Origin of the sequence: Haliscomenobacter sp., assembly GCF_041740695.1 — a bacterium.
GTDB lineage: Bacteria > Bacteroidota > Bacteroidia > Chitinophagales > Saprospiraceae > Haliscomenobacter.
The window spans coordinates 65091-79022 of sequence record NZ_JBGSLK010000132.1; the positions used below are offsets into that span (position 1 = coordinate 65091).

Sequence of the window (13932 nt, forward strand, 5' to 3'; positions counted from 1 at the left end):
CCTCAAAGTTTATTGTTGCAACGAGAACAGGAAATCCTGGGTTTGATGGCCCATGGCAAAACCAGCGAATTAATCTCCGCAGAGTTGTACATCAGCGTCAACACGGTAGATACCCACCGCAAAACATCTTAGCCAAACTCGAAGCGCACAACATTGCGGAAGCAGTGCGGATTGCCATCAAACGTGGGCTGATTGGCGATTGACTTACATTACGCAGTAAGCAGCTCCGCTGCTTGTTTCCTTTGTATCTTTACAATCCAGCGCAGCAGTTTTTTGCGGTAGATCAAAAAACACCCTTGCAGGTGAAAGATTTTCTGCGTTTTTTTAACGCGGAGAATTTGGCCGCCTCGAACCAAAAACTACCAAGCATCCAGCACCAAAGCACTAAACTATGCCTACAATCAAAAGCCTCATTCAAGATTCAAGATTAAAAGAAGCCCTGAAAGCCCTCGAAAAGGAGGTGCCCGATTACCTGCAAAACGATGTAATTCTCCAGCAATCTCGGCTCAATGGCCTGGAAAGACAGGAACGTGGCGGTACAATTTCAAGGGATAACGCTGATATTGAAAGAGCCAGAATCCGGGGAGCGATTCTGTCTATTTATGATGATGCGGGTATAAAAGAAGTGGAGCCGGAACCAATTGAAGTAACAGAAGAGCGCTCAAACAATCCTACCGAGCGAGATACTGACGATGGTTTTGGCGACCAGTCCGAACCCGTCGAAATTCCTGCCATTGAGCCCTTATTGGAAAGCCTCGGTGTACCCAAAGGGGCAAATGGGCAAACCAAAATCCTTTTTTTGACCGCCAATCCTGCTGATCAGCAAAATTTGGCGGTGGATCGGGAGTCCAAGCAGGTATTGGTAGATGCACAAGGCAAAGAGTTAGAAGTGGTCGTTTGTCCACATATTGATCGAGGTAGTATGATCAGTATGGTTGCTTTTCAGAAGCCTCAAATTGTACATTTTTCAGGGCATGGCAAGGATGGAAGCTTGGCGATGATCGACCCAGGGTCGAATAAAACTTACCGGGTCGAAAATGAAGATTTGATAGAAATATTCCAACTATTTAAGGAAGTGGGCGTAAAATGTGTGGTTTTGTGTTCTTGCTGGTCTTTCAGTCAAGCTAAAGTCATCTCAGACTTAGGGATTCCTGTAATTGGTATGTTGCGAAAAATTGGGGATGAAGATGCCATTCAATTTTCAAGAGATTTGTACTATTTGTTGATGAGCAACAACCCTTTAGAAAGCATTTTTAAACTGGCCAAGTTAAAAGTCACCAAAGCCAGCCGCGAGATTCCCTCCCTGTGGTACAATGGCAAAAGGATTGCATAATCGTCGCTTACAGCAGTTCTTTTTGCAGGTGTACAGGATTTTTGTTAATCTAGCAGCCAGATTATAAACAAACGTTGTAGAACTCAAAAAACAAGAACAATGATCAGACTTTTTTCAATGCTAGTTTGCTTTCTAGGGCTGAGTGTAGTGGCACTGGCTCAAATTGCTCCAAACCAACAGGTTAAACCTGAGATGACCGAAGTGTGGGAACCAGAACCCCGCATAGTTACGCCCGGGGGCACCGCCAAAGCACCTTCGGATGCCATCATACTTTTTGATGGTAAAAACCTGGATGAATGGGTCGCGGCTGCGGGCGGCAAACCAGCTGGCTGGAAAGCAGATGGCAGCGCCATGACCGTAGTCAAAGGCACTGGAGGGATTCGCACCAAAAAAGAATTCGGCGACATTCAATTGCACATCGAATTTCGTCCACCTTCAGTAGTAGAAGGCAATGGTCAGGGGCGTGGCAACAGCGGGGTCTTTTTGCAAGGCCGATACGAGCTGCAGGTGTTGGACAGCTACAATAACCGCACTTACTCCAATGGCCAGGCTGCTTCTATCTACAAACAATCGATGCCACTGGTAAACGCCTGTTTGCCTCCGGGGGAATGGCAAGTGTACGACGTCATCTACATGGCCCCTCGCTTCAACGCGGATGGCATCAAAATTAGCCCGGCGTACATTACCGTGTTCCAAAATGGTATCCTGGTGCAAAACCACACCGAAATCCGAGGCACTACCGAATACATCGGTATGCCCAAAAACGTCGCACACGGCAAAGGGCCGCTGGAATTGCAAGACCATGGCAATCCCACCAGTTTCCGCAACGTGTGGGTCCGCGAACTGTAGGGGTAACCCTACGTGGTTACCCCTACAACGGGATTTTTTAAAATCGCATTGGTATATTGATGGGCAACCGCAAGGGCTTGCGCGCGAGGGCAACCGCAAGGGATTGCCCCAACGAATGGCATCCAATTCATTTTGGGTGCCATTTTTATTTCCACAAAAAAATTCAACCTGCCTGCCACCTTCCATTGCCCCCACTGTCTAACCACCAAAGCGGCACATTTTCACAAAGAAAACACAAAGGGGCACAAAGAACACAAAGTTAGACGTTGACGACGCTTCACTTGGTGCCCCTTGTGCCCTCTTTACTCGGTTCGGGGCTCTTGTTGATTGGCAATTTAGAGCAGACCCTGGCTGGCGAAACGTATACCGAATCCTGGTTGAACGAACTAACCAGCGCCTATGAACCCTTGGGCCGATTGTTCAACCGACGACGCCCAGGCGAAGGTGACGATGCAGAAATGGCCGCTGGTTGTGGTGCATTTGCGGGCGTGAGTGACTCTTTCGGTGGGTGTGGTAGTGGAGGCTGTAGTGGTAGCGGCGGCAGTGGCGGCAGCGGTTGCGGCGGTGGAGGTTGTGGCGGAGGTTAAACCTTCACTGATTGGAAAAACTCACTTGGTGACTGATTCGTGATTTTTTTAAAAGAACGGTTGAACGCCGTTTTGGAGTTAAAACCTACCTCAAAAGCAATGCTCAATAGAGTATAGTGCTGGAAATGGGGATCTTCCATGCGCCGTTTGAATTCTTCAATCCGGTAGGTGTTGATGAAATCGAAGAAGTTGACGTCGTAGCCCTCATTGATCACTTTAGACAACAAATAAGGCGGCATTTTGAGCATACTGGCCAATTCGTTGAGCGTCAATTTTGGGTTTGTAAAGGGCTTGTGCTGAGTCATGTAGGCCTCCACCTGTTGCTTGAGGCGTTGCAAATTTTCATCACTCAGCTCTTCACTCTTCTTGTCACTCAGGTGTCCGGCTTTTACTTCTTCTATTGGAATTTCAGGAATGGTGTTGAATAGGGAAACGGGCTGTGCGACCTTGAAAATTTCTGGCTGGTGAATGGCAAAATAGCCTAAGAGGTGAGGAATGATGGAAAAAATCAACCAGATCATGTCGGCACTTTTTTCCGTAAACAGCCAAATCTCGTGGTGATTGAGGAAACCAATACCGGCAACGACCAAAGTGAAAGCCCAAAGCAACAAACAGACGCCCATAATGATCAATACCGTCAGCAAAAAATGCAGGTTTTCCTCAAAAGAATAACTGCGTTGGGATTGTTTACGGTATCCTTGAATGGCATGGAGGCTCAAGTAGGTGTAAAAAACATTGGAGAACCAGCCAAAAACCGCCACTGCGTTCACGGCCCACCAGCCTTGAGCATCGTGACTTACCACGTCGACTTTGAGGGCGGCCACTTCAGCCAAAAAGAAAGGAGTATAGGCAAAAATTTGCAGCGCACTAGGAATAAAATGCAGCAATACCCGGGCTGAAAACTGGTCGCTTTGGAACAACAGCCGCCGCACATACAAATAAAAAGCCGGAGGATAAGCCAGCAACAAAAAGTCGGGCACAAACTGCAAAAAAGGAAAAATTTGCGCAATGTCCCGCTGATTGCCGAGTGTGCGGATCAAGAGGATGGAGGAAACAAAAAACAGCAAAAAGACCAGCCAGCGATTGGCTTTGCGGTTGAAATCCTGAATGGTGGGGATGGCCAAAACTAGCAAAAAGCCCTGCAATGCGGCAAACAAAATGATGATGTCGTACCAGGCAAAAGCCAACAAATTACCCGAGCCCGATAAGTCTTCCCAGGTCGCAATTTCAAACTCGAGAGGCTGATTGGCTTTGATTTGACTGCGGAACAAAACCCGGTTGGGCCGCATGCGCCCATTTTCTTGGCCTTCTACCGAAGCCCAGGTGCCACGGGTAAATTTGAATTCGATGCGCTCCAGTTCGGTGGAAAAATTGACCCGGTAAGTGCCGTTGGCCTGGCGGTATAAGCGGTGCGCTTCGTCGCGGGAATTCCAGTTGTTGAAATTTCCGGCGAGGTATAGTGTAGCATCGTGGGGAGTATTGGAGGGAATTTGTTTGATGACCATTTGGTAAAAGGCCCGTTTTTCCCAACCCACAATTTCAATTTGCACAAGCTGTTGCTGCGGCGAAAAATCGTATTTGCGACTGGGGATAAATGTACCAGTCGAATCACTTTCCACATAAGCCCAACTGCCCTGGGTGAGTTTGTACTCAAAGTGCTGCAATTCCTGATCCAGTTCGATGTAATACAAATCTGATCCTTTCCGGGTGAGTTTAAAGGCAGGATCACCCGGATTCCAATTGTTGAAACTTGTCGCCAAATACAACCCGGACTCCGGCAAGGGCAGGGGAGCAATAACCCTCACCTCAAGGCGGATTTTGCCCAACGCAAAAGCGCTACAACTCAGCAATAGGAGGGTTAGGAAGCCTGCTCTTTTCATAGTTGGGACTGTTGCGTTTAAAGGTAGTGAATTGTTGGGAAAATGACACCAATGGATGTGTATTCAACCCTGACTCTGCCAATAAAACTTAAGCTTGCTTTTTAAAAAATAGCAATGTTTGACTTTTGTAAAACTTTATCTAACAAAATCTGCCAATCCTTTGTTGCTGCATAAAGAAGATGTTTAAGTGAAATTTTTTTGGAGAAAGGGGAACGTTTTTTGAAGATATTGGATCTATATTTGTAACTCAAATTGTTTTACAATAACGGTTACACGTAAAAAGTAAATTATAATGGATGACCTCGCCGTACAAGATATTTTAGCCGAATATGACCAACTTATCAAAACCAGAAACCTGGATGGCTTACTGCCTTTTTTGAAGGAAAAATCAAAAGGGCATGAAGTAGCTTTGCGACAGCACATTATTGATGCGAAAGCTTATTGGGTAGACTATACAAATTTAGCCCCAAAACCAGATTTTCCGGGAGGCCATGTGCCCTATTACGGAGGCAGAAGAGGTGATGATCAACAAGTTGAGCTGATTATTTTGAGCGCCATCGCCTTATTAAACAAAAAAGACATCCAACGTTGGCACGAGCCCTTTGATTTTTTACAGCGCATCAATCAATCCAAACTGTATGTTGAATTAATTGAATGGGCCAAACCCAAGTGGATTGAACCCTACATTTTGCAGCGATTCCGTGGTAGAGGTTTGAATGTACTCGGATATAGTGTATTGAGAACCCTGGAGCAACTAGGTCTAATAAGCTATCAGCCCGCCATGTTTGCCCGCAGCCTTAGCCTTTATGATCGTTGGGACTACAGGGTAGAAATTTTGGAAAAAGATGTTGTTGCGGTACTCGATTACTCATTGGAAGACTCTATTACCTGGCAACGAGACATTCCCGAGCTTTTTAATTATGAGACCTTTTTATATGCTACTACGGTCAGGTACAAATCAGATACGGGCAGCAATTATATATCTTTTCCAATCTGGGAGTACCTCTACCAAAGGTTGTTGAGTGAAAACAAGATGAATCGGCATTTTTTTATCGAAAATGCTTTGCGGATACAGACCAAAGAATGGAACAATGACCTAAAAACTTTTTATCGAAAACGCCTAGAGGAAATCAAACTTGAGACGGAAGAACTCATCGAATGTCAGGAACTTGTTTTTTCTTTTTTTCAAGCAAACCCGGTACCTGTGCCTGCCTTCGGCCTGGATTTATGCAAAAAAATGTATACCCATTCAGGCTTTGATCTTCCTTCCTTCTTGGAATGGATTAGCCCCTTGATGCTGAGGGCTGAAGCCAAAAAGGTAATTAAAAGCGTGCTGCCGCTGTTGGAGAAAATAGCCAAGTTAAATCCGGATTTTCGGGGGAGCATCGCAGCAATTGTCGCAGATGTTTTGAGCATTCCAGAAATGCTCCTACAAGAACGTGCGGCAGCAGCCTTGCAAAAACTGAGTGTTTTCGATAGCTCCAGTCTGAAGGAAAGAATAAATGCTTACGTGCCTCAATTTCAGGGAAATATAAAGAAGGCGCTGGCACCCTGGTTGGATGTTGAAAAGACGATTCAAGCTGAACCTGAACGCATAATTTATCAGTATCAACCACTCAAAGAAAAACTGCTTACCCAAGCCATCCAACTACCCGTTACCTGGAATGATATTCTGTTTCAAGTAGGTAAATGTATCAACTCCAACGAACCTCAGGAAGCAGAAATTCTGTTGCATGCTTTTCTTTGCAAGCGGCATCTTTTCCCAGAAGATTATCCAGCGCAGTTGAGTCCCTACTTTAAGCAGTTGGAGCAAATTTATTTTGACATCAATTACAAAAATGATGTAAAGCGATTTTTACTTTGCAAACTACCGGATCTACAGGCTGATTATCAGGATAGACATTATAAGTATGGAGTTCCAAGTGTATTGGATTTAATGGAAAAGTTGCTGGCGATTACGGCGGAAAAAATGCGGCAACAGTCTCAGTTCTCCCTTTTGTGTGAACCTACCCACTTGCCTTATTGGATTGAACCCAAAGTGTTGCTCAGCCGAATCATTGCTTACCAAGAAAACAAAGAACCCATCCATGCGCTCGATTTGAGCATCGCTATCGCCAGAATGTGCCGGGAGGGCATTGAAGAAGCTACCCCACTGGTGTCACAGATTAAAGGGCACTTACAAATCCTCCTGAAATTTTGCCTGGGCCTGGAGACTAAAATTCACTTGCATGACGAGAAATCTTTGGAACAATGGATGCCTAATCTTAAGGGAAATCACTTTGAAAAACTGGCATTGTGGGCAGTAGCCGCTCGTACTCATGATCCAGCGGGTACTTTTAATGAATTTGTAGGAACACCTTTCCAAAAGGAAGCTTTTGTTGTTGAAGCGTTCCGGCCACAATTTTATTTTAGAGCAGCTTGGGAAGATGGGATGAACTACAATTCGCGCCAAATTGAACGCCTCAAATCCTGGGAAGAACTGGCCATCGACATGCCGGAAGCATCATTCTCCCCCACAAATTTGCTGTACAGTTTGACCTTTCATCAAAACCGTGACCGTTGGAGCGATCATTTGTACAATCAGGCTAGTGTATTTTTTTGGCACAGCCTGATGCCGCAGAATCCTGAACCACTTTCTATTCGACTAGCCATTTCATCTTGCCAGAATGGTGATTTTGGTCGAAGCGATATGCAAGGATTTTTAAGGATCGTTGATCGACCAGAGTTTTGGTTTTCTGATGCCAGTATGCTGGTTTTCGCCTGTTGTTTTTTACAGGAGAGGAAAGAGACCCGTTTTTTGGCTACTGAGGTTTTGATTCATCTCATTGAAAAGCGGAAGTTGGATTTGGGCCTTTTTGGTGAAAAACTGGCATTCCTCATCTCTGGAAAATATGGGGTATTGTTGCGTTGCGTAGATGCCCTGGCTGCGATTAAAGACGTATCGCCCATTCACAATGTTGCATTGTTTATGATCCTGAATACGGCACTTGCCAACTTGAAGATGGAAGAGAAACTGCCCCTCAATTTTAAAAAACTACTTGAACACTATCTGGATATCCTAGTTAAAACGGGTCAGAAGCCAACAGAAGCAGCTCAGAACTTTCTGAAGAAATGGCAGTACAGCCCATCTGTTAAAAATCTGATTAAACAAATCGTAAAACCCTGATCATGGAAAACTTAACCTATCAATACGACACTGGTTCAACCATCAAAAAATCATCCGGCTTGTATCAACTAATGTTGGCCCACCAGTGTGAACTACAAGAGACCAACAACATCCCCTGTTTCTTTTGGGGCAACCTCACCGAGCCCTACACCACTGCCAAATGCTGGACCACCATCGCCAAAGTCGTGCGGAGTAGCTTTAGCCCCATTCCACCCAGTTTGCGCGACCCTATCGTTTCGGCAGGGGCGGAACGCCTGCGATTTGAGGGTTTTTCCTCCTGCAACGGGGTGTATGTCCGCCTGGATATGCAACCCGAGGCCATTGATGGTGAGTTCATCGCCAGCGGAACCACCAATGTGGACTTCAACGACCCCATGCTCAATGCCCTCAACGCCATTCAAAAAAACGAACGCGTGACTCTGGCCGTGGGGCAACAAGATGTGCAAGTGATCACCAGCAAAGCAAAGGTGGTCGAAAAAAAAGTCACCCTGCCCACCCGTTGGATTAAAGGGCTAACCAGCGTCCAATTGTACCTGGCGGACATGGAACAGAAATTTGAAATCCCTAAAATTCAAGCGATTCAATTGTTCCAGAGCCTGCCTAAAGGAGTGCTTAAAGGAGATTTTTTTGTCAGCAAAAGAGCGGGTAAATTTATGTTTGCGCCAATCGCGACGCCGGATAGTGTGCGCATCGGAGGAGTGCAACGTTTACGCTTGTTGGAAGGTCTTTTACCTTTGTTGGACAACATTATGGTTTACGAAACCGCCGATCGGGAAACCTGTGCTTTCGTTTGTGAATTGGGCAAAATGCAACTACTCATGGCCTTTTCGCCAGACAATAATCGTGGCTTCTCTGGTGAGGGGAAAGCTTTGGAAAACCTGACCCAAAATGTACCGATAGAATGGATTTATGGCCTGAACGCCCTTTTAAAATCCAATGAAGTCTTCAGCCCAACCATGCTTTCAATTGAGCAAGACATTGACTTAGGTACGATGGATCAACTTACGGCAGGGCTTTCCTCAATGGGTTTGTTGGGCTATGATTTGATGGAAAATAGTCATTTTTATCGCCGCTTGCCCTTCAAAACGGAGCGCATTTTGAGCTTGAATCCTCGTTTGAAAAACGCAAAAAAGCTGATCGAGAACAATGAGGTGCAATTTGTACAAAACACTTCTGGGTACATTGAGGCACTGGTCAAGGGCTCGGGGGTCCAGCACAAAGTGGTGATTCAAGCCGACCAACAGCGTTGTACTTGTGATTGGTACACCAAATACCAGGGCAAACGTGGGATTTGTAAACACGTTTTGGCAGTGAGAATAATGGAAGAAGCAGGGGAATAAATTCAGAATAGCCATAAAATAAATGCAATGCCAAACACCACACCCAAAACCAGCAACCTCATCATCACCCGAATCGCGGCTGCATTACTCGATTATTGCTTCGTCATTGGCTATGCCATTCTGCTCTTTGGGCTAGTGGGTTTGCTGTTCGGTTTTGAGCAACTAGGAACCATGGAATTCAGCCCGGCTGCCGGGCAGTTGATCGCTTTTTCAACGCTTACCTTGCCCGTGTTTTTGTATTTTTTTCTACAGGAAAAAAGTGCCAAAAAAGGCACCATCGGCAAACGCGCTTTGCGGCTACAGGTAGAAATGATTCAAGATTCCTCGAATCATACCCGAGGAATTTTGATCCGAACCGTATTGAAATTATTGCCGTGGGAAATTGCGCATTGGGGAATCCAATGGCTGGCGTTTTATACAAAGAAAGGAATGGAACTGCCAATTTGGGTGTGGGTACTATTGATTGTGCCGCAGGTTGTGGCTTTTTTTTATTTCGTCAGTATGTTGTATACCAAAGGAACTTTGAGCTTTTACGATGCAATTGCGGGGACGAAAGTGGTAAAGCAGGGCTCAAATAAGGTGGGAAATAAAACTTACAATTTCTAAGGTGCCTCTATGGTGCCTTAGGTTTCTTAGGTGGTGAGAATGTTTTTCTTTTTCACCACCTAAGAAACCCCAGACACTTCAGGGACATCTTAGTTATACAGGAGCAAAGCGCTTACTCCCTACGCTCCGACTCCAACCCCGCGCCACTCACCAAATTTCCAAAAAATACCGCATTCAGGAACAAACGATTCGTTCCGTACCAATGCGCCCGGAAATTCGGATTGTCGGCCATATAAATCACCCGACCAGAACCGGAACCACTCACCACGATCCCAGCAGTACCTTTTACGATGTCGACATACTTGCGGTTGAGGTAACCAGCCATCAATGGATTGGCGGTGTATACCAATGGAGAAGCATAGGGATTTTTCGATTTCTCCATAAACACCTCGCCATCGCGGAATACCGGCATTTTGCTGCGTTTTAGACCAAAAGCCAGCGGATGGCTCAGATCCAATTCTGCCTCAAAAATAGTCCCCGGGATTTCCTGCGCCCCCAGGTCATCGGCGATTTCACCATAAGGACGGCGACCAGCAGCAGCATCCGCATTTTTGAATTCCTTCATGGCCGTAAAGCCGATGCCTTGGCCTTTCAGCCAGGTTACCGCACGCTGAATGCCGATGATGGTACCGCCAGCACTGACCCATTCTTTCAATTTGCTTACGCCACCCGCGCTGATCGTTTGGAAAGTGCCATCGCCCATCACAATCACGTTGTAACGGCTAAGGTTGGAGCGGGCAATGTCGTCGGCTTCCACTTTGGATACTACCATGTCGAAACGGGTATCCAACAAGTGCCAGGCTTCGCCTGCGGTGTTTGGCCCCATACCTTCACCTACCACAATCATGACCTTGGGTTGGCGCAGGGTGAGGAAATTATTGCTCCCCAAATCGATGCCATCGGTCGTGAAACCGGTACCAACTGCGTCGATGCGAACATTTAGTTCTTTGACAATCTCGGACACCCACTGGTGGATTTCAGCTGCGCTGGCACTTTGATTTTGTACCGGAATCATCACGGTGCCTGCATCGTATTTTTTACCTTGCAAAGTGATGGGCTGCATGCCCACCTTGGTGCGCAGTCCCTTGCTTTGCAAAAACTGCAAAGCCCGCGGTGCATAATAATCTTCCCATTCCAGCATGTAGGCATAGCTGCTTTGAGCAGGTGGGGCAGTAGGTGCACGCTCGGGCTTGGAGCCAGTAATTTTTGCCCCCATTACATTGGCTGCGTTGCCTTTTTTAGCCAGTGCTGCATAAGGCACATTGAAGGCCAGGGGCAAAGCCCAACTGGAAATGTCGTAAAAAATACTGTCTTCAAAACTGGTGGTGGTTTCAAAAATACCCCGAACCAGGCGGTATTGTTTTTGCTCCATGGGCACAACAAAGGACTGGTTGGGCTCAAAGCTTTTGCCCTCCACGCTGATTTTGCTACCCAGATTGTACACCTCAATTTCTTGACGGCGTAAAACTTCTACCAGCCGATCGGTACGTGCCTGATCGTAGGGGTCACCGAACACATACCCCATGCGGCTATCGTTGCGCGCTTCCTGTATGGCCGATTGGAAGAAACTTTTTTGGTGCTCCAACAATTCCTGCTTGAGTTCTACTGCTGCTTTTTGGGTAGACAAAGCGGTACGTACCTGATTGCGAATGGTGAACGCAAAGGTCAGCAAGCCATTGGCAGTTTCCTGGACGTGACCACGGGAACTGGCTTGTTCAAACAGGATACCGATACAACCCTGTACGTCGGGGAAGGTGGACCCTTTGCCGTAATAAAAATCGTCGTAACCTTCCTGAGAATAGTACAGCGACCCAATTTCATCCAAATACTTGACGTGGTATTGCCCAATTTTTGCGGTCAATTCCTGATTTTGTTTTGGAGTGATCGGATTGACGCGTGTAGCAACACCTGGCATAAAAAAGAAGGAGGAGTTGCTTCCCATTTCGTGGTGATCGGTCAGGATGTTTGGCTTCCATTCATGGAAAATTTTGGCCCGCCCCCGTGATTCGGGGTGGGCTCCTGAGAGCCAATCACGGTTGAGGTCGAACCAGTAGTGGTTGAAACGCCCACCAGGCCAGGTCTCACTGTATTCCCGATCCTGAGGGTCGGCGGTGAGGTGGCGGTTGCGGTGTTGATTGGCCCAGGTAGAGAAGCGGTGGAAGCCATCGGGGTTAAAACAAGGATCAAAAATGATGATCACATCGTTGAGCAATTTTTCTATTTCCGGGCCTTGACCTGCCGCCAAGTAATAAGCTACCAGCGGCGCGGCATTGCCCCCACTAGACTCATTGCCGTGAATGGAAAAACCCTGGTAAACGACCAGCGGTGTGGTTCTGAGGTCGGCTTTGTCCGATTCAGCGGGGTTGCTGACCTGCAAATGCTTGGCCTTTAAATCCGCCAGATTTTGGTGATTGCGCTCAGAAGTGATCGCGATGTACACCAAGGGACGGCCCTCGTAGGTGCGGGCGTACTCCGTGAGTTTGAAGCGGGGTGAAAGCTCGGCCAACTTGCGCATGTAGGCCAATTGCTGATCGTGACTAATGTGCCATTCCCCAATTTGATACCCCAAATAGGCTTCGGGGGTGGGAATTTTAGGGTCGTAAGTGATCTGTGGAAGATAATACGACAAGGGTTGTTTGTCCTGTGCAAAGCCCAGGTATGAATACAGCAAACCCAGGATAAGTATCCATTTTTTGCTCATAATTTGGTTTGTTATAATGTTATAGAGTGAAAAAAAGCGGCTAGTTTATCGCACACAAACTAACCGCTCCTAAAAACCAAAAATAACAAAACTCAAATGAGCAACATGGAATACTTAATGATTCAACTAATCTGATGGCTTTATAAAGATGATAAACCGCTCTCAGGCGACAGACAACTTGCTGCACCTAAGCTCGATTGATCATTCTGCCGCAATTTTAGAGCACAAAATCGAATTTTGGTCAACGACCACCACCTGACGCAGACTGCCATTGCCCTGCTTCACGCGCAGGACATAACGGCCTTTGGGCAGTTCATTCAAATTCAGTCGGGCATTGAAACCATTGTGGTCATTGATCACTTGTTCGTGGAAGGTTTCACGGCTGTCGAGGCTTTCCAGCGTGAGTACAGTTTTTTCCTTTTGCAAATTGGCAAGGTGAACAATCAGTGAGCGCTCATCCACTTTGGTGTTCAATAATACATTCTCAATAGGTGGAGTAGCAAGCTCAATGGATGGAGTAGCAAGCAGTTGCAGCATAGGCAAAGCTAGCGCTAAGGACATTAATAGACGCTTCATAATAACAGGTTTAAATGTTAAAAAGAGCAACGCCAAGGGTGAATTGGCGTTGCCGTGTCGGGTAAACTTCTTATCAGCAAAGACGAGTAAGGAGGGAAAAGAGTTGCTCGAAAAAGTGTTAAAATTGGTCTTGCTAGATGAAAAGCCATTTTTTGGTGACCAAATGGCCAAAAGCTGGTATGAAATTGTGAAAACTGGTTTTTACTTTTTGATGATTTCAAAGCGAAAGCGCATGGATAGCACCGTTGTAGCACTCAGTGGGCTGCCACGTTGAATGCCATAAACATGTTCGTAACTGCCTTCTTCTACCATGCCATAATAATCCAGGTCTTTTTGATCTAGCTCTTCTACTTCCAAGACCTTTCCCAGGGAGCAATTCATGATGCTCGCCATCTTTTCTGCTTTGCTGCGCGCTTTGTTGAACAGTTTTTCAAACAATTGAACTTCATCATTTTGAGCAGGAGGATACACTTTGTCACCAATATTGCCCTCCACGTAGGTCAATTGCCGCAACACGATTAGCAACTTGTCGAGCTCAGCATCGTTAGCGACCTTGATTTTAAAAATAGTAAAAGGCATTTCTTCTTTAGAAATGGCGTAGTTCTCGTCCCGATTTTCGGTAAATTTCACTTTGTTGGTTTCCAGAAATTGCTTGAGCTGCGTTTCATTTTCCTTGATGCGTGAACGCATGACTTTGCGTTGGGCTTCAAAATCGCGATCGAGGTCGTATTCTTCATTCAATTCGGGATTTACCCGCAGGTAGTATTCCATGGAAGTAGGCTGGCGTTCCAGGGATTCACTAACTTTTACATCCAGATAAGTAGGCGATTGAGCATTGAGCACGCTCATACAAGCTAAAAGGCAGAGCGACAGGATCAGTTTTTTCATGCTGCG

General features: G+C 46.2%; 11 protein-coding genes. 7 read left to right on the forward strand and 4 right to left on the reverse strand.

All coding sequences use genetic code 11. The annotated features are described in order from the left end of the window. The first annotated feature begins 15 nt into the window (after positions 1 to 15). The 4 genes from ACEW9O_RS26305 to ACEW9O_RS26320 all read left to right on the forward strand — a co-directional run bounded on the left by ACEW9O_RS26305 (position 16) and on the right by ACEW9O_RS26320 (position 2769). Positions 16 to 132, forward strand: coding sequence for a LuxR C-terminal-related transcriptional regulator (locus tag ACEW9O_RS26305; RefSeq protein ID WP_373553209.1), 117 nt, complete (start codon positions 16 to 18; stop codon positions 130 to 132). 259 nt (positions 133 to 391) lie between these two features. Further along, a complete protein-coding gene (locus ACEW9O_RS26310) occupies positions 392 to 1333 on the forward strand; it encodes a hypothetical protein (RefSeq protein WP_373553210.1) in 942 nt (313 codons plus the stop codon). A 117-nt stretch (positions 1334 to 1450) separates the two neighbouring features. Beyond that, on the forward strand, positions 1451 to 2182 hold the full coding sequence (locus tag ACEW9O_RS26315) for a DUF1080 domain-containing protein (RefSeq protein WP_373553211.1): 732 nt from the start codon (positions 1451 to 1453) through the stop codon (positions 2180 to 2182). 266 nt (positions 2183 to 2448) lie between these two features. Beyond that, positions 2449 to 2769, forward strand: coding sequence for a hypothetical protein (locus ACEW9O_RS26320; RefSeq protein WP_373553212.1), 321 nt, complete (start codon positions 2449 to 2451; stop codon positions 2767 to 2769). Here the strand turns inward: ACEW9O_RS26320 and ACEW9O_RS26325 are convergent. Continuing rightward, complete coding sequence (locus ACEW9O_RS26325; protein ID WP_373553213.1) at positions 2766 to 4649, reverse strand: helix-turn-helix domain-containing protein; 1884 nt, start codon at positions 4647 to 4649, stop codon at positions 2766 to 2768. The genes ACEW9O_RS26320 and ACEW9O_RS26325 overlap by 4 nt on opposite strands. A gap of 292 nt (positions 4650 to 4941) precedes the next feature. On the opposite strand from ACEW9O_RS26325, the gene ACEW9O_RS26330 reads away from it, so the two are divergent. From ACEW9O_RS26330 to ACEW9O_RS26340, 3 genes are read left to right on the forward strand one after another with little or no spacing between them, the layout of a single operon-like run. Beyond that, positions 4942 to 7815: a DUF6493 family protein gene (locus tag ACEW9O_RS26330; protein ID WP_373553214.1), complete on the forward strand. Its 2874-nt coding sequence runs from the start codon at positions 4942 to 4944 to the stop codon at positions 7813 to 7815. Between the two features lie 2 nt (positions 7816 to 7817). Then, positions 7818 to 9155 (forward strand): SWIM zinc finger family protein, encoded by a 1338-nt coding sequence (locus tag ACEW9O_RS26335; protein ID WP_373553215.1) that lies wholly within the window; start codon positions 7818 to 7820, stop codon positions 9153 to 9155. A 27-nt stretch (positions 9156 to 9182) separates the two neighbouring features. Next, a complete protein-coding gene (locus ACEW9O_RS26340) occupies positions 9183 to 9761 on the forward strand; it encodes an RDD family protein (RefSeq protein ID WP_373553216.1) in 579 nt (192 codons plus the stop codon). A gap of 112 nt (positions 9762 to 9873) precedes the next feature. Here ACEW9O_RS26340 and ACEW9O_RS26345 read toward each other — a convergent pair whose 3' ends face one another. From ACEW9O_RS26345 to ACEW9O_RS26355, 3 genes are all read right to left on the reverse strand, one after another. Beyond that, the gene (locus ACEW9O_RS26345; RefSeq protein WP_373553217.1) at positions 9874 to 12462 is read right to left on the reverse strand and encodes a M14 family metallopeptidase; all 2589 of its coding nucleotides are present in this window, start codon (positions 12460 to 12462) and stop codon (positions 9874 to 9876) included. A gap of 201 nt (positions 12463 to 12663) precedes the next feature. After that, on the reverse strand, positions 12664 to 13038 hold the full coding sequence (locus tag ACEW9O_RS26350; protein WP_373553218.1) for a hypothetical protein: 375 nt from the start codon (positions 13036 to 13038) through the stop codon (positions 12664 to 12666). Between the two features lie 201 nt (positions 13039 to 13239). Beyond that, a complete protein-coding gene (locus tag ACEW9O_RS26355) occupies positions 13240 to 13926 on the reverse strand; it encodes a hypothetical protein (protein WP_373553219.1) in 687 nt (228 codons plus the stop codon). Between the last annotated feature and the right edge of the window lie 6 nt (positions 13927 to 13932).